Source organism: Arthrobacter sp. Y3221159 (assembly GCF_059089885.1).
The window spans coordinates 13761-29284 of record NZ_JBNHFC010000001.1; the positions used below are offsets into that span (position 1 = coordinate 13761).

Consider the following 15524-nt stretch of genomic DNA (forward strand, 5'->3'; position numbering starts at 1 on the left):
TCATGAGCGAGACTCGCGTGTTTTTGTTGCCGGACCTGGGGGAGGGGCTGACCGAGGCCGAGCTGGTGTCCTGGCACGTTTCGGTAGGAGACACCATCTCGGTGGACCAGCCGATCGCCGAGGTGGAGACGGCCAAGTCCACGGTTGAGGTGCCTTCTCCTTACGCCGGGGTTGTGGCCGAGCTGCACGGGCAGCCGGGGGAGACCATCGACGTGGGCCGTCCCCTTATATCGGTGACGCCGGTGGTTGAGCCTGTCGAAACCAAGCCTGTCGAAACCAAAGAAACCCCGGAACCTGCCGAGCCCGAAACCAAGCCTGCGGAGACGGAACTGGGCGAGCCGGTAGTTGAGCCTGTCGAAACCGAAGTCGCCCAGTCCTACCGAGAAGAGGAGAAGGCCGGGTCCGGGAACGTCCTGATCGGCTACGGAACCCCGGGCGGCCACGGCACCGCCCGCCGCACCCGTGCACGCAAGTCCTCTGTTGCGCTGGCGGAGCCTGCCGAAACCAGGCCTGTCGAAACCCCGGTGGTTGAGCCTGTCGAAACCAAAGAAACCGACCTCTCACTCCTGCGCACCCGCGTGCCCGGGAAGCTCGGCGCGGTGATCTCCCCGCTGGTCCGGCGGATGGCGAAGGAACACGGCGTGGATCTCGGCGAGCTCAACGGCTCCGGCGAGAGCGGGCTGATCATGCGCCGCGACATCGAGGCAGCCATTCACGCCCCGGTGGTTCAGCCTGTCGAAACCAAGCCTGAGGTTTCGACAAGCTCAACCAACGATTCGGTGGTTGAGCCTGTCGAAACCCGGCCCATCGAAACCAAGCCAGCGGTTTCTGGATCTCGACAGGCTCGATCACCGGAAGTCACGGACGCCCGCACCGGCCTGCCCGTCTCCTCCCGCACGCCCGTCCGCGGCGTGCGCAAGGCCGTAGCCGCGAACATGGCCCGCAGCCGCTCGGAAATCCCCGAGGCAACGGTGTGGGTGGAGGTGGATGCCACCGCGCTGCTGGAGCTCCGTGAGGGAATGAAGACCAACGGCGCAGAGGTCCCGGGCCTGCTCGCGTTTATCGCCCGTTTTGTCACAGCCGGGCTGAAAAAGTACCCGGAGCTGAACACCCGCATCGAAACGGCCGACGACGGGTCCCAGGAGATCGTCGCGTTCGACGGGATCAACCTTGGCATCGCCGCCCAGACCGACCGCGGCCTGGTGGTGCCGTCTGTCCGCGGCGCCGAAAAGCTGAGCGCCCGCGAACTGGACGCCGAGATCCGCCGGCTGACCGACGTCGCACGCCAGGGCAAGGCCACCCCCACCGAACTGGGCAGCGGCACCTTCACGCTGAACAACTACGGCGTGTTCGGGGTGGACGGGTCCGCGGCGATCATCAACCACCCGGAGGTGGGCATCCTCGGCGTCGGCCGGATCATCGACAAGCCGTGGGTGGTCAACGGCGAACTGGCGGTCCGTAAAGTCACCGAGCTGACGCTGACGTTCGACCATCGGGTCTGCGACGGCGGAACGGCGGCAGGCTTCCTCCGCTTCGTCGCTGACGCGATGGAGAACCCCACCACCCTCCTTGCCGACCTCTAGCCGGAGTCCCGACGCTCTCTCACTTATGGCGGTGTTTCCTGCGACGCTCGCTCACTTATGGCGGTATCGATACGAAACCTTCCAAAACGCGGCTGCCCAGACTCAGTGCCGCCGGGCGTCGTGGAGTTCCGCTGCCCTGCGAATGAAGTCGCAGTCGCTGGCGGAGAGGATACTTTCACCGTGCCGGTCCTGTTCAAACTCGGCTCCGGTAGCCGCTTTGATCTCTGCCGCGATGGTTCTGGGAAGGATGCGGCACCCCGGATTATCCACCAGCCAATGCCGCGTTTCTGGTTCGAGCCGATCCCACAGCTGCTCAATGTCCATTACGTACCCCACCCTTTGTAATTTTCCTATGCATGAATGATGTGAGACGGAGGTAATCGCGGTGTCCCCTCCGCGTCTGCGGCCGCACCAGGAGACCCGATCATGGGAAATTTCTCCGACCTGGTGCGGAATCTTCTCTCCGTGATGAGTGAAAAGATTCTTCCGAACATTGACCGATAGACGTTGTCGTCAATCGCGCCCATAAAAAGTGTGATCCCCTCTGGACGGGACGGTCAAGACCTCTTCTGAAACGGTCAAACCAACTAGCCAAAAGCGGGCAAACCGGGTGGTAGGGGTTCATCCCGGCTTCCTCCGCTTCGTGGCGGCTTCAGGTTGCCGCGGAGGGAACAATAGAGCCATGGCACGAGGAAATCGGCGCATCCTTCCCGAGGAGCGCAGGGGGCACAGGCGTCCGCGGCTGGGGCGGCGCCGGGAGATACCGGCATTCATCCTCGCTCTGGGGCTCCCGCCGCTCCTGCAGTTCCTCCTGGACCTTCTTCCCCACGACCAGCTGTCTACGGACATGCTGGTACACCTCACCGGCATTGTTGGTGTTGCGCTGCTCGGGGGGCTCTGGCCAGCCGTGCTGGCGGCCGTCGTCGCGGGGCTGACCGTGAATTACTTCAGCGTCCACCCCGTGGGGTCCCTGACGGTGATTGATCCCGAAAACGTCCTGGCGTTGTTCATTTTTGTCGTGGTGGCGGTGGCCGTGTCACTGGTCGTGGACCGCTCGGCCAAGCTCAGTAAGGAAGCACACCTGGCAGGGGCAGAAGCAGCAGTCCTCAGCGATCTGAGCCGGAGGGCTGTGGCCGAGGGGAACAGTATTCCTGCTTTCCTGGACAAGGTCCGGGAACACTTCCAGGTGGTGGGAGCCGGTATGTGGGTCAAACGGGAAACCGGCCCGGGCGGGACAGTGGTGTGGGAGCTTCAGGAATCCTCCGGCGGACCGCAGCCGGATGACGTTTCGGAGGCTGACGTTGCGGAGCAGCTGGACCGGGACCGGATCCTCACACTTACCGGAAAGGATCTCACCGATGATGAACGGCGGCTGCTGACCGCCTTTGGCGCCCATCTGCTGGCCATGGTCCAGCGTGAAGAGCTCACGGCGAGCCAGCGCGAAAACCTCCGTCTTGCCGAGGGCAACACCATGCGGACGTCCATTCTGCGGGCGGTGTCCCATGATCTCCGCACTCCACTGGCTGGCATCAAGCTCGCTTCCAGCAGCCTGCGTGATAAGACCATTACCTTCAGCGCGGAGGAGCAGGAAGAACTTCTGGCCACCGTAGAGTCGGGGGCAGACAGGCTGGACCGCCTAGTGAGCAACCTTTTGGATATGTCCAGGATCACGGCTGACTCGGTCGCACCCCTGATCCGTCCCGTTTATTGGGCAGACGCCGTAGGTGAAGCGCTCCGCGGCATGGACTCCGCGCGGGCTCCGCGTTCTGTTGCCGGACAACATGCCCCCGGTCGATGCCGACCCGGGGATGCTGGAAAGGGTTATCGCCAACCTGGTGGAAAACGCCCTGAAGTATGCCCCCGAGTCGGATGTGGTGATTTCCGGAACTGTTGGCGGTGCCGGCAGTGCAAGAATTGGGGATGTTCCTGCCAGCGAACTTACTGTCGTCGATCGTGGCGCGGGCATCCCCGCTGATGAGGTCCTGGCAATGTTCCGCCCCTTCCAGCGCGCTGATGACACGACGGCCGGAACGGGGATTGGTCTTGGTCTTGCCGTGGCGAAAGGGTTCACCGAGGCCATGGGCGGGGTCCTGCTGGCCGAGCCCACTCCTGGCGGGGGCCTGACGATGGTGGTCCGGTTGCCGCTCTCCACGGGCGTAGCGCCCTCATCCGGCATGAAAGGACAGCGTGGCCACCGTTCTGATCGTTGACGATGAGGTTCAGATCCTTCGTGCCCTCCAGATCAATCTGACGGCCCGGGGCTACTCGACGGTGACCGCGTTGACCGGGAAAGAGGCTCTGGACCGGGCAGCACAGCATCCGGTGGACGTCATCATCCTGGACTTGGGACTTCCTGACCTGGACGGGGTTGAGGTGATCCGCAGGCTCCGGCGCTGGAACGACGTCCCTATCGTGGTCCTGTCCGCCCGGCACGGCTCCGATGACAAGATCCAGGCACTGGACGCGGGTGCTGACGATTACGTCACCAAGCCCTTCGGGATGGACGAACTCCTGGCCCGTCTCCGGGCTGCCCTGAGAAGGGGATCTTCCGGTGATGTCCCGGTCATCGAAACCGAAGGCTTCACAGTCGATCTCCCCGCCAAGCAGGTGACGCGCCGCGGAGTTCCTGTCCGGCTGACCCCCACGGAGTGGAACATCCTGGAGCTGCTGGTCAGGAACAGCGGCGCCCTGATCACGCACGAGGAGATCCTCCGGCAGGTCTGGGGACCGGCCTACGCCGAGGAAACCGGCTACTTGCGGGTCTACCTCGCACAGTTGCGGCGCAAGCTCGAAGCCGATCCGGCGAATCCGCGGCACCTGCTGACTGAGGCCGGACTGGGATACCGCTTCCGGGAATAGCTGCCGCCCGAAAGACCTGCTGGGGGCGTTAAGAAAGCATTAAAATCCGTGGAAACGCCCCGGATACGGGATGAGCCCGGTGCTACGCTCCGGTGGTTATCAGCACAGCTTCGCGCCTGAAACGGGGGCTGTTTGCACCCGTCCCAGGCAGTATAGAAAGACACGTCCTTGACGGCTTCCACCCGGTTCTCCATCCCCGCCACAGTTCCCAACCCTGAACAAAAATCGGCACCAGGCAGCCCGCTGGTTCGGTGGCTGCTCGAACACCGGGTCAACCAGCCCGTCGGTCCGGAAACCCCGGACGCCCACGCGTCCCGGCAGAGCTGGTGGAAAGTCATGTGCCTGACCGGGGTGGACTACTTCTCCACCCTGTCCTACCTGCCCGGCATTGCAGCCCTGGCGGCAGGGGCGCTGTCCCCGCTGGCCACGCTGCTGATCGTGGCTCTGACGCTGCTCGGGATGCTGCCCATGTACCGGCGCGTAGCCAAGGAAAGCCCGCACGGGCAGGGTTCCGTGGCGATGCTGGAACGGCTCCTGCCATTCTGGCGTGGAAAGATCTTCGTGCTGGTCCTGCTCGGGTTCGTCGCGACGTCGTGGATCATCACCATCACCCTCTCAGCGGCTGACGCGACAGTGCACCTGCTCGAAAACCCTTACCTGCCGCCCTTCCTGGAAGGGCAGGCGGTGGCAATCACCGTTGTCCTGCTCCTGATCCTGGGCGCGGTGTTCCTGCTTGGGTTCTCGGAAGCGGTGGCCATCGCCATCCCCCTCGTCGCCGTCTTCCTCGGCATGAACGCCATCATCATCGGCACGGGTATCGCGGAAATCCTCGCCACACCCGCTGCGCTCACCGGTTGGACCGACGCGCTCACGTCGTCCGGCGGCGGTTTGAGCGGGGTCATTGGGCCTGCGTTGATGGCTTTTCCCCTGCTGGTCCTGGGCCTGTCGGGTTTTGAAACCGGCGTCAGCATGATGCCCCTTGTGTCGGCCCGAGGAGCCACACCCGAGGAAAAGCTGGCCAGCAGGGTCAAAAACACCCGTAAGCTTTTGACGACGGCGGCCGTGATCATGAGCGTGTACCTGCTGGGCAGCAGCTTCGTCACCACCGTGCTGATCCCCGCCGAGGAGTTCCAGGCAGGCGGTGAAGCGAACGGCAGGGCCTTGGCCTACCTGGCCCACGAGCACCTCGGCAACGGCTTCGGATCCGTTTACGACGTCAGCTCCATTTTGATCCTCTGGTTCGCCGGAGCCTCCGCCATGGCCGGACTCATCAACATCGTCCCCCGCTACCTGCCGTCCTACGGGATGGCTCCAGACTGGTCCCGCGCCGTCCGCCCGGTGGTGCTCGTATACACGGCCATCAGCATCCTGATCACCATCGGCTTCAACGCCGACGTCAACGCCCAGGCCGGCGCCTACGCCACCGGCATCCTGGCCATGATGGTCTCCGGTGCAACCGCCGTCACCATCTCCGCCATCCGCCGTAAGCAACGCGCCGCTGCCATTGCCTTCACGGTCCTGACGCTGGTGATGCTCTACGCCCTGGCAGCCAACGTGGTGGCCAAACCGGACGGCATCACCATCTCCGCCTTCTTCATCCTCGGCATCATCGCCGTCTCCCTTGTCTCCCGCGTCAGCCGCACCACCGAACTGCGCGTTGACCGTATCGAGTTGGATGCCGCGGCCCGCCGGTTTATTAGCGACACCCTGGATTTCGACGGCCGGATAAACCTCATCGCCCACCGCCCGGAATCCGGCACTGCAGCAGAATACGCGGGAAAGGAAGCCGCCCAGCGCAAGATGAATCCTGTGCCCGGAACCGCCGACGTCATCTTCCTCGAAGTGGACATCACCGACCCCTCCGAATTCAGCGACACCCTCGAAGTACATGGCATGGAAGTGGGGGGCCACCGGGTGCTCCGGGCCCATAGCCCGGCCGCCCCGAACGCTATCGCCGCGATCCTCCTGGCGCTGCGGGACGCCACCGGTGTCAGGCCGCACGCCTACTTCGAGTGGTCGGAAGGAAACCCCCTCGTCCACCTGATGCGCTACCTGCTCCTGGGCCGGGGTGACACCGCCCCGGTGGTCCGGGAAATCATCCGCAAGAACGAACCGGATCCGGATCGTCGGCCCGGTATCCACGTGGGATGAACGGATACCGCCTCCCTGAAGAACGCCCCATCATCGGCTAGACCGTCTGACCCAGCCTTCTGCTGAAACCGCCCACCTCAACAGGTAGCTCCAGCGCAAAAGACAGGTACCGGCCAACGGTGACCGTGAGTTCGCCGGGTCTATAAACTCCGGCTTACGCCGTCTGTTTCGGCCCGCCGTTATAAGGGGAAATCTGATGCAGCTAATAACTACAGGGTCTCGGTGGCGTGCGGCCGTCGTCGTCACAATCATCGCGGCGCTCACGCTGGTCGGCAATATCCCCGCCACCGCTGCAAACCTGGTGACCTCCACGATCCCGGTCGGGTCGAGCCCAAGCAACGTTGCGTTCACTCCGGACGGGTCCAAAGCCTACGTCGCCAACTGGGAATCCAACACGGTGTCGGTCATCGCTGTAGCCTCGGGCACGGTGACCTCCACGATCCAGGTCGGGCCGCTTCCGATTGGTGTTGCGTTCACCCCGGACGGATCGACGGCCTACGTCACCAGCGTCAGTTCCGACACCGTGTCGGTCATCGATGTGGCCTCCGACATGATGACCTCGTCGATCCCCGTCGGAGAGTCTCCGACCACCGTCGCGTTCACCCCCGACGGGTCGACGGCCTACGTCAGCAGCGCCAGTACTGACACGGTGTCGGTCATTGATGTGGGCACGAGCAGGATGACCTCTTCGATCCTGGTCGGGCCGCTTCCGGGCTCCATTGCGTTCACCCCGGACGGAGCGAAGGCCTACGTCACCAACGGGCAGGATTCCAACATGGTGTCGGTCATCGATGTGGCCACGAACATGTGGATCTCCACCATCCCGGTCGGCGCGTCTCCTGGCAGCATTGCGATCACCCCGGACGGGTCCAAGGCCTACGTCGCCAACAACGAAAGTGACACGGTGTCGGTCATCGACGTGGCAACCGAAGATGAGGTCGCGACCATCACGGTCGGGTGGGCCCCGGACAGTGTTGCGATCGCCCCGGACGGGTTGACGGCCAACGTCACCAACTCCGGTTCCAACACGGTGTCGGTCATCGACGTGGAGTCGCGCGTTGTGACCTCTGAGATCCCGGTTGGGGCGTCTCCCACTGGTATTGCGGTCGCCCCCGACGGGTCGAGATTCTATGTCGTAAACACGTCCTCCAATACGGTGTCGGTCATCACCGTGAATGCAGCAGCGTCGGTGTTCATCGCGGCGACACCGCCGACAAAGGCGACCACGCGTGCCCCCTACAGCTACACGTTTGCCGCAACAGGTGTCCCTGCCCCGACCTTCCAGGTTTCCTCTGGTGCACTGCCCGCAGGCTTAACCCTGGACGCCGCCACGGGAGTCCTGGCCGGAACACCGACCAAGGCCGGCAGGTTCACGTTCAGTGTGACCGCAACCAACGGTGTCAGCCCCGATACGGTCACCGGCCCCATCACAATCACCGTGACCAAGGCGAAGGTCCGCTGAACCGAAACCGGGGACAAGCAGCACCGCCAAATATCAGGGCAGAACATGCGCGCAACATGACGCGCGGTTCGTGAAGCACAAGGACAAGTCACGTGTGGACCAAACAGCACCAAACCTTCTGCAGTGTCTGCGGAAGGACAACTAACCACTTCACGCACTACCTCAAGGATGAGGAAAGAGGCGGGATAGTTCCTGACGTGCACTGCGCCGAGCACCGTGAAGACCTAGTGGGTGAACAGTCTCAGACTTAGCAGCAGGGCCGTCGCAATCAGCTCACCTAAGTTCCCGTTGACCCGCCCCAGGTCAGCGGCTACTACCAGCCGATGGTGCTGGCGAAAGCCTGATGCCCGTTGGTGCTCCGCCAGCTAGAACGTCTCCGGGACGGGACGGCCGGGGAAGAGCGCCGCGTACTGCTTGCGGTACATCCTGCGTCCGAACAGCCGGTAAGCGAAGCGCACCGGTGCGGGCATCTCGTCGAAGAAGATTCTCCGCCGGTCTTCCGGCGGATTCGTGGCCAGGACCAGGCCGAGGAAGGAGACCAGGAACTTCTTGTCGTACTGCCGGACCCCATGCTTGGGTACTGCCATCAGTTCCTCCTCGGTCATCACCCGGTCCACGACGGGCATCACTTCCGTGACCTCGCGACGCAGGTGCTCCTTGAGGACGGGCTGCAGGTCTTCGTAGCGCTGCGCGAGTTCCGCCCTGCTTTCTGCGTCCGCCGTCTGCATCCAGCGTTCAAGGACGGGTTCGATGGCCTTCACGTGGTCCCGGATCTGTCTGTGGTGGCTGAGCATCTCCTCTATGTGCGGTGTCCTCGCCGGTGCCCGCTCGGCCAGCTGCGGGTACATCAGCAGGTCCTGGCCCTCCTGGTGGACAAGGAGCACCGTGTGGAAGTTACCCAGCATTTTTCCCACGTAGGCGGCGCGGGCAGTGTCGCCGGGGTTGGCGGAACGCACCAGGCCGGGCGCCTCGTCATAGGCCCAGAGCAGGAAGCGGTGGACCCGCTGGATACCGGTTGACCCGGTAGACAGGACCGGCCCCGGCGGCAGGGGTGCCGCGGTTTCGCCGGGACGCATGGTGAAGAAATCAGTCATGGCTGGCTCCATTGGAAAATCTGGCGATACCCGACTGGACGCCGGCACGGCGGTTTCCGGGCCGGGTCCGGATTAGATTGTGGCCAGGGAGCCAGATTACTACTTCTGTAGTGAGCTGTCACTACTTTTATAGTGGTGCCAGAGGGGTCCCTTTGGCAGCGGCGAAACGGATCGGCGAAGGCGTTAAGAGCCGAGTAGTTGGGCGGCCAGCGAATACATTCCCCATAGCCCTGCTGCCAGGAGGGCGCCCAGGTAGGCCAGGACCAGCCTCGTATCCCGGAGGTAGCACTTTGACTTCGTCAGGCCCCGCCGACGGGCTTTCCAGTAGCCTGCGAATCCGACGGCGGCGAACACGGCCAGTGCCACCGGGCCGGCTGCCCAGCCCAGCAGGGCGATGGTGGCGAAGATGCAGAGCCGCAATGGATCGAAGGCCGGCGGTGACTGCGGACCGGCGTCGGGCTCTGGCCGGTGACCCTGCCGGGCCGCAAGCCTGGCGCGCACCAGATGTGACGGCGGTGGCCCCGCGGCAAGGCGCCGGGCGTCAGAAGCGGAACTCATCATTTCCCCTTATTCCTGGCTCAGACCTGGCGGACCGGGAGGAGTCGGGTGCCCGTGGCTGTGCTCATCCGTTGCCTGGCCAGGGCCGGCCAGGCCTGGACAGCGCAGAACGGGGCGCACTGGTGATCGCCGGCGTCGCTCTTGGTGCCCACGTGGATGCAGCATTGGGTGAGCCGTTCCTCGATCATGGTGGAGATGTCCATGAAGGGCTTCACCATGATCCGGGTGATCCGTTCGCCCAGGAGCCGGCGCAGGCGCTGCTGCTGCCCTGGAAGCTTGCCGGCGGCCAGCGTGGTCAGGGTGCCGATGCCGAGGTCGCATTGGGTGCAGATGTTCTTCCAAAGATCCATTGTCCGCGGGTGGGATAGGGAGGACTGCTCGCTGAGAAGGTCCAGGAGGGAGGTCTTCATGAGGTTTCGCAGCTCGAGCGGGATGGCACTGTCGGCGATCCGGTTGGCGATGGTGTCGGGGTTGAGTTCCAGCCAGGCGAGCAGCTGGTCGTGCCCGATGAGGGCTGTCAGTGAACGCCAGACCCCGGCGTCGTCCTTCAGCATGTAACCCACCGAGGCGCAGTGCGGATGAGAGCAGGGGAGTGCCGTCAGGTCGTGCCACGAGACCACCCCGTTCGTTTGCTCCGCGAGCCTGTCCAGGACGCCTGTGTGGGTGAGCCGGTCCAAAGGGTCGATGCCATGGCCGCGCCCTGAACCGAACACCGGCTGCAGCGCAACCCCGCCTACGAACGGGGTTTCCAGAGCCCGCATGACGACGGCGCCGACCTCTCCGTCGTTGACGCCGAGGGCCGCCGTCATGGTCAGGGTGGTGAACACGCCGGCCTCGGACAGGCGAGCGATGGCCAGGTCTTTGAAGCGGGTCAGGTCTCCGCCGCGGTGGTGGATGGATGCTGCTCTGGACGGGCCGTCGTATTGGAGGTACACCTCCACCCGGTCCCGGTGCCTGGCCAGCAGTGCGAGCAGGTCCTCGTCGGTGGCAATGAGCATGCCGTTGCTGTTCACCATGATCCGGACGATCGGCCGGGCGACGAGCTCATCCAGAAGTTCGGCCAGATGCGGGTAGAGCGTGGGCTCGCCGCCGGAGAGCATCAGCACATCCAGCCGCCCGTTCTCGCGGGCAAGCCGGGTGTCGATATTAGCCAGCACCTCACTGAGCGGCGCAACTCCCTGCAGTTGGGGGCCGGAAGCGGTGAAGCAAGTGGGGCAGCGCAGGTTGCAGTGCTCGATGATGTCCTGCAGGAGGATGCACGTGTGCTGCGTCTGCATGGCGGGAAGCCCGTATGAATACGCCTCCGGGACCTGGCGGTAATTGCCGGCCTGGTCCGGGACGTGTTGCTTGGTAGGGGCCTGCCATCTCTCCAGGTAGCGCAGAATTTCGGGGGACTCGTCGTACAACGTGCTGATGAGTCCGTGGTCCGGGCAGCCGCGTTCAAGCCAGACCCGCCCGTCGCGGATCAGCAGCGCGCCGGAGAGGCGCCGGACCTGCGCAAGCGGGGGGTTCGCCTCGTGGCAGCGGGGACAGAAGGCTGTGACATAGCGGTGGATGCGGTCCCCGCGAAGAGGCTGGCCGGGGCCCGGCAACGGCTGCCGGGATGTGAACGGGTTCATATCCGGCTACTCATCTGCGAGAGGGCCATGACGCAGATCCCGCCCCCGACCAGTATGAAGACCCCCAGGCCAATCAACAGCCCCGCGCCCAACCGGGACGTGCGTGTCCAGATTGCCAGACCACCGGCTACCGCCAGATACACCCCGATTGGTATCAGCGCTGCCGGCCCGGCGAGAGGAGTTTTATAGCCTTCGTCCGGAGCGATACCAGCTGTTGTCCCGAAATAGAGGACATAGAGACCAGCAGCTCCGAGCAGGATTCCAAGCATCATGGAGCCGCGTCTTGGTTCCTGGGGCTCCTTTTCTTGGCGCGATGGCGGGGGGCTCCAGGGTTCTTTGGAATTGTCATCGGTCATGATGCTCGCTCCTTAAACATCGGGCGGAGTGGTTTCATGTCAGGGGCCTCATCTGCGCGAGGAGTCCGACGCAGATCCCGCCGCCGAGCAGGGTGAAGATCCCCAGGCCAATCAGCAGCCCCGTACCCAGCCGGGAGGTGCGCGGCCGGACCGCGAGAACAGCCGCTACCAACAGATAGACGCCGATCGGAATCAATGCTGCGGGCCCGGCGAGGAAATGCATGGAGGAGAGCGCAAAGAAATAGAAGAGATAAAGGGCAGTAGCCCCCACCAGGATTCCCAACCCCATGGGGCCCAGACCTGGTTCGGGGGGATCCTCCTCATCCTCCTCCTCCCTTTCCTGGCGCGGCGGATAGTCCTCACTCATGCTGCTCTTTCCTCCAACTTCGGGCGGAGGGGTTTCCCGAATACCCGCAGCATCCGCCAGAGCAGCAGGGGGAGGATCACCAGGAGGAACCACTGGGGGCGGCTCATCCCCAGCCAGAGCACCTCGTTGCCGCGGACAAATTCGACGCCGAAGCGGAAGAGGGCGTAGGAGGTTACGTAGCAGATGAAGAGGTCGCCGGACCGGGGCAGGCGGTCCCGGTAACGCCACATCAACCCGAACGCGGCCGCGTGGAACACGATTTCATAGGCAAAGGAGGGGTGGAGTCCCGCCCCGGGAACTCCACCCAACATTGCAGCCTGCGCGGGCGTGAGAACAATTCCCCACGTCCCCCCGGTGGGGGTGCCAGGCAATTCGGTGAGGAGGCACCCGACGCGCCCGATGATCAAGGCCAAGGCGACAGCGGGCGCAAGCAGATCCCCGGTGGAGTCGCGGTAACCTGTCATCCGCTTGGCCAGATGGACGCCGAACCATGCGCCGACCAGTCCGGCCAGGATGCTGCGGTCGCCGTTGCCCCACCAGTCAACTAGGGACATCTGCCGGGAAAAATCCCAGGTCAGCAATCTGGAGCCGATGGCACCGAAGGCGATGGCGAAACCTGCAATCGGCCACAGCCGGGGATCGGTAAGGCCCCTGCGGCGCTTCTCGTAAGCGTAGAACAGCAGGGCTGCAAGGATGCCCAGCCCCAATAAGCCGGCGTGCACCAGCCCGTCTCCCGCGAAGGGAAGCCCGATCATGAGCAGAGTGTAACAGCGACCCTTCCTGCCCGCCCCTGCGACTTCGACCGGAACAGGAAGAACGCCGGGCAGTTGTGTCCGGGTGAAATTGCCGGGAGACGGGAATGCCATAACGCGGACGATCGAGTCGGCCCGCAGGTTCTGGCTTGGCATTCAAGTGGTGGTGCTCGGGCCGTCGCGCCCAGCCGCTGGCTGAGACGCTGCGCGCCGCGAGCAGCGCCATCCGCGACGGGGCCGCGGCAGCCACGCTCCATTCATTGACACCACCGAGACCGGCTGGTTCACGTCAGCCAACAGCCCGGAACTATCTTCGCCTTGAGGTGACTAGGAGGAATTACGACGGCGGGGCGCGCCGCCGTCGTACATATCGCCTACGTGCCCCCGCACTCGCTCACCTAATGACCACGAAACCGGAAAATTCCCCGCAAAACAATTTCGGATCAAGGTCTGCCTGGATTCATTGTTTCCCTGCTAGCGCGGAGGTACGATCACGGCAACCTTTCGGCCAGAACGAGACGGCGACGTGATCTTCTGAGGAGTTTTGTTGAAGGTTCTAATAACCGGCGGAGCAGGCTTCATTGGTTCTAATCTCGTGGCCTACTTCAATCATGAAAACCCTGATATCGAGCTGCGGGTCATTGATGATTTAAGTACCGGCAGAATCGAGAACCTTCATGGCCTCGATGTTGCCTTTACGAAAGGATCCATCCTTGACTACGAGCTGCTCCGTGAGCTCGTGAGCGGAGTCGACGCCGTCATTCATCTGGCGGCGATTGGAAGTGTCCCACGTTCCATCGGTGCGCCCCGGCCCAGTCATGACGCGAACGCCACCGGCACCCTCAACGTACTCGAAGCCGCTCGAGAAATGCGGACTGCCCACGTAATTGTGGCGTCCTCAAGTTCGGTGTATGGCAGCAATAAAGCGCTCCCCAAGTCCGAGTTCGACTGGACCCGGCCCATGAGCCCCTACGCAGTGAGTAAGCAGGCAACCGAGGGCTACACGATCGCCTACGGCCACTCCTATGGGATGCGGACCCTGGCGTTCCGTTTCTTCAATGTCTTCGGGCCAAGGCAGCCTGCGGACCACGACTATGCGGCAGTCATACCGCGCTTCCTGGACGCAGCGATCAACGGCCAGCCGGTCACTGTGCACGGGGACGGGCTGCAGTCCCGGGACTTCACCTATGTCAAGACGGTATGCGCGACCATTTACGACGCCTTCCGGCGAGGCATCTGCTCCCTGGATCCGGTCAACCTTGCCTTTGGAACGAACACCACGCTCCTGGATTTAATTGGACGAATCGAAGCAGCCCTGGGCCGCAGGATTGACGTGCAACACGTTGAGTCAAGAGCCGGTGATGTCCGCGCCTCACAGTCTGACGGGTTGCGAGTCAGGGAACTCTTTCCGTCAATTACTCCAGTGGACCTGGATGAGGGACTCGCCCAGACCATCGCGTGGTTTCAGGGTAAGCAGGTGAGCTAGTGGCGCCGCGTAAACGCAGGATAGTGCTTGGAATCACGGCCGACATGTCCCTCAAACTCATGGAGGGTTTCCCGCAGTATCTCGCCAGCCATGGTTGGGACGTCCATGTTGTTTGCTCGCCAGGCCCGCTTTTGGACGAGTTGGACGACGCACCAGGCGTAACCACTCATCGCATCTCGATGGCACGGAAGCCGTCACCACTTTCTGACCTCGTAGCCGTATCCCAGTGGGTCTTTCTTTTGCTGCGTCTCAGGCCTGACATTACCTCTGTGGGGACGCCGAAGGCCGGTTTCCTCGGCGGAATTGCAGGCTGGCTGACTCGGGTCCCAACCCGTGTCTACCTGCTGCGTGGACTCCATTTGGAAACTGCTACTGGTGTCAAATTAAGGCTTCTCATGATCCTGGAGAAACTGGCGTTCGCCACGGCGCACAAGGCCGTCGCCGTGAGCCCGAGTTTGTGTGCCAGGGCCGTCGGACTAGGCCTGGTCCGCTCGGGGAAAATCGTGGTCCTAGGTGCTGGGAGCTCCAACGGCGTGGATCTACTTCACTATCAACCGGTGCAACGTAATACCGATCCCCGTGGCAGCGAGGACAGAGATCGTCTTGCTGTCGAACTCGGATTGGACCCCGACGTCCCAGTTATAGGTTTTGTCGGCCGGTTGAGCGTGGACAAGGGCCTGGCGCAGTTAGCCAAGGCCCGAGATATATTGCATAACAAAGGGATAGACCACCAGTTGTTGGTCGTGGGAGGAATCGATGATTCCGCCGCACCCGCCGTCCTAATAGAGCTAGAGCGTAGCGGTCGGTCCCCAGTTCAATCGGGCTACGTACGCGACACCGCACCCTACTACCGCCTAATGGATCTCTTATGTTTACCGACCCGCAGGGAAGGATTTCCTAACGTGGTGTTAGAAGCTGCAGCCACGGGCATCCCGACAGTAACAACCGACGCAACCGGGGCGATCGATTCAGTCGTGGACGGCGAGACAGGGTTTGTAACCAAAGTGGACTCGGCTTCAGCACTGGCTGAGGGCCTGGCCATGCTCATCGAAGATCCTGGTTTAAGGACAAGGATGGGAGAAGCCGCCAGGCAAAGGGCGCACGACCTTTATAGGCGGCCACTTGTCTGGGGCCTTCTGGAGGATTTTTATACCCAGTCGCTGCACCAGCCACCAAAATCCGAGGTTGTGAGCATCACTCAGGCGCGCTACAAGTGAAGGCTCCGGTCGCAATCTAG

14 protein-coding genes and 1 pseudogene are annotated in these 15524 nt (G+C 63.2%); 8 read left to right on the top strand and 7 right to left on the bottom strand.

Annotated elements, in window-relative coordinates; genetic code table 11:
- Window positions 1-2 precede the first annotated feature (2 nt).
- Window positions 3-1583, top strand: coding sequence for a dihydrolipoamide acetyltransferase family protein (locus AC5RT3_RS00050; RefSeq protein ID WP_494123216.1), 1581 nt, complete (start codon window positions 3-5; stop codon window positions 1581-1583).
- Window positions 1584-1685: 102 nt separating this feature from the next.
- On the opposite strand, the gene AC5RT3_RS00055 is transcribed toward AC5RT3_RS00050, so the two are convergent.
- Window positions 1686-1907 (bottom strand): hypothetical protein, encoded by a 222-nt coding sequence (locus tag AC5RT3_RS00055; protein WP_494010193.1) that lies wholly within the window; start codon window positions 1905-1907, stop codon window positions 1686-1688.
- A 358-nt stretch (window positions 1908-2265) separates the two neighbouring features.
- On the opposite strand from AC5RT3_RS00055, the pseudogene AC5RT3_RS00060 reads away from it, so the two are divergent.
- The 5 genes and pseudogenes from AC5RT3_RS00060 to AC5RT3_RS00080 form a co-directional block, all read left to right on the top strand.
- Window positions 2266-3198: pseudogene (locus AC5RT3_RS00060) on the top strand (DUF4118 domain-containing protein); the annotation flags it as partial.
- Window positions 3199-3391: 193 nt separating this feature from the next.
- Window positions 3392-3793: a sensor histidine kinase gene (locus tag AC5RT3_RS00065; protein WP_494123217.1), complete on the top strand. Its 402-nt coding sequence runs from the start codon at window positions 3392-3394 to the stop codon at window positions 3791-3793.
- Window positions 3771-4442, top strand: coding sequence for a response regulator (locus tag AC5RT3_RS00070; protein ID WP_494010195.1), 672 nt, complete (start codon window positions 3771-3773; stop codon window positions 4440-4442). Before AC5RT3_RS00065 ends, AC5RT3_RS00070 begins: the two co-directional genes overlap by 23 nt.
- Window positions 4443-4610: 168 nt before the next feature.
- Window positions 4611-6593, top strand: a complete 1983-nt coding sequence (locus tag AC5RT3_RS00075) for an APC family permease (RefSeq protein WP_494123218.1) — start codon at window positions 4611-4613, stop codon at window positions 6591-6593.
- Between the two features lie 196 nt (window positions 6594-6789).
- On the top strand, window positions 6790-8055 hold the full coding sequence (locus tag AC5RT3_RS00080; protein ID WP_494123219.1) for a beta-propeller fold lactonase family protein: 1266 nt from the start codon (window positions 6790-6792) through the stop codon (window positions 8053-8055).
- Between the two features lie 365 nt (window positions 8056-8420).
- On the opposite strand, the gene AC5RT3_RS00085 is transcribed toward AC5RT3_RS00080, so the two are convergent.
- From AC5RT3_RS00085 to AC5RT3_RS00110, 6 genes are all read right to left on the bottom strand, one after another.
- Window positions 8421-9149, bottom strand: a complete 729-nt coding sequence (locus AC5RT3_RS00085; protein ID WP_494123220.1) for a hemerythrin domain-containing protein — start codon at window positions 9147-9149, stop codon at window positions 8421-8423.
- 183 nt (window positions 9150-9332) lie between these two features.
- A complete protein-coding gene (locus tag AC5RT3_RS00090) occupies window positions 9333-9707 on the bottom strand; it encodes a hypothetical protein (protein ID WP_494123221.1) in 375 nt (124 codons plus the stop codon).
- 20 nt (window positions 9708-9727) lie between these two features.
- Window positions 9728-11326 (bottom strand): radical SAM protein, encoded by a 1599-nt coding sequence (locus AC5RT3_RS00095; protein WP_494123222.1) that lies wholly within the window; start codon window positions 11324-11326, stop codon window positions 9728-9730.
- On the bottom strand, window positions 11323-11682 hold the full coding sequence (locus AC5RT3_RS00100) for a hypothetical protein (protein ID WP_494010201.1): 360 nt from the start codon (window positions 11680-11682) through the stop codon (window positions 11323-11325). Before AC5RT3_RS00100 ends, AC5RT3_RS00095 begins: the two co-directional genes overlap by 4 nt.
- 34 nt (window positions 11683-11716) lie before the next feature.
- Window positions 11717-12049, bottom strand: a complete 333-nt coding sequence (locus AC5RT3_RS00105) for a hypothetical protein (protein WP_494010202.1) — start codon at window positions 12047-12049, stop codon at window positions 11717-11719.
- The gene (locus tag AC5RT3_RS00110) at window positions 12046-12804 is read right to left on the bottom strand and encodes a prolipoprotein diacylglyceryl transferase (protein ID WP_494123223.1); all 759 of its coding nucleotides are present in this window, start codon (window positions 12802-12804) and stop codon (window positions 12046-12048) included. Before AC5RT3_RS00110 ends, AC5RT3_RS00105 begins: the two co-directional genes overlap by 4 nt.
- A 544-nt stretch (window positions 12805-13348) precedes the next feature.
- On the opposite strand from AC5RT3_RS00110, the gene AC5RT3_RS00115 reads away from it, so the two are divergent.
- Together AC5RT3_RS00115 and AC5RT3_RS00120 are read left to right on the top strand one after the other, a co-directional pair.
- Window positions 13349-14287, top strand: coding sequence for an NAD-dependent epimerase/dehydratase family protein (locus AC5RT3_RS00115; RefSeq protein ID WP_494123224.1), 939 nt, complete (start codon window positions 13349-13351; stop codon window positions 14285-14287).
- Between the two features lie 59 nt (window positions 14288-14346).
- A complete protein-coding gene (locus AC5RT3_RS00120) occupies window positions 14347-15504 on the top strand; it encodes a glycosyltransferase family 4 protein (protein WP_494123386.1) in 1158 nt (385 codons plus the stop codon).
- Window positions 15505-15524: the final 20 nt, after the last annotated feature.

Coding starts and splice junctions, on each gene's coding strand:
- AC5RT3_RS00050 (WP_494123216.1), top strand. CDS start 3: ATGAGCGAGACTCGCGTGTTTTTGTTGCCGGACCTGGGGGAGGGGCTG.
- AC5RT3_RS00055 (WP_494010193.1), bottom strand. CDS start 1,907: ATGGACATTGAGCAGCTGTGGGATCGGCTCGAACCAGAAACGCGGCAT.
- AC5RT3_RS00065 (WP_494123217.1), top strand. CDS start 3,392: ATGCTGGAAAGGGTTATCGCCAACCTGGTGGAAAACGCCCTGAAGTAT.
- AC5RT3_RS00080 (WP_494123219.1), top strand. CDS start 6,790: ATGCAGCTAATAACTACAGGGTCTCGGTGGCGTGCGGCCGTCGTCGTC.
- AC5RT3_RS00085 (WP_494123220.1), bottom strand. CDS start 9,149: ATGACTGATTTCTTCACCATGCGTCCCGGCGAAACCGCGGCACCCCTG.
- AC5RT3_RS00090 (WP_494123221.1), bottom strand. CDS start 9,707: ATGAGTTCCGCTTCTGACGCCCGGCGCCTTGCCGCGGGGCCACCGCCG.
- AC5RT3_RS00095 (WP_494123222.1), bottom strand. CDS start 11,326: ATGAACCCGTTCACATCCCGGCAGCCGTTGCCGGGCCCCGGCCAGCCT.
- AC5RT3_RS00100 (WP_494010201.1), bottom strand. CDS start 11,682: ATGACCGATGACAATTCCAAAGAACCCTGGAGCCCCCCGCCATCGCGC.
- AC5RT3_RS00105 (WP_494010202.1), bottom strand. CDS start 12,049: ATGAGTGAGGACTATCCGCCGCGCCAGGAAAGGGAGGAGGAGGATGAG.
- AC5RT3_RS00110 (WP_494123223.1), bottom strand. CDS start 12,804: ATGATCGGGCTTCCCTTCGCGGGAGACGGGCTGGTGCACGCCGGCTTA.
- AC5RT3_RS00120 (WP_494123386.1), top strand. CDS start 14,347: ATGGAGGGTTTCCCGCAGTATCTCGCCAGCCATGGTTGGGACGTCCAT.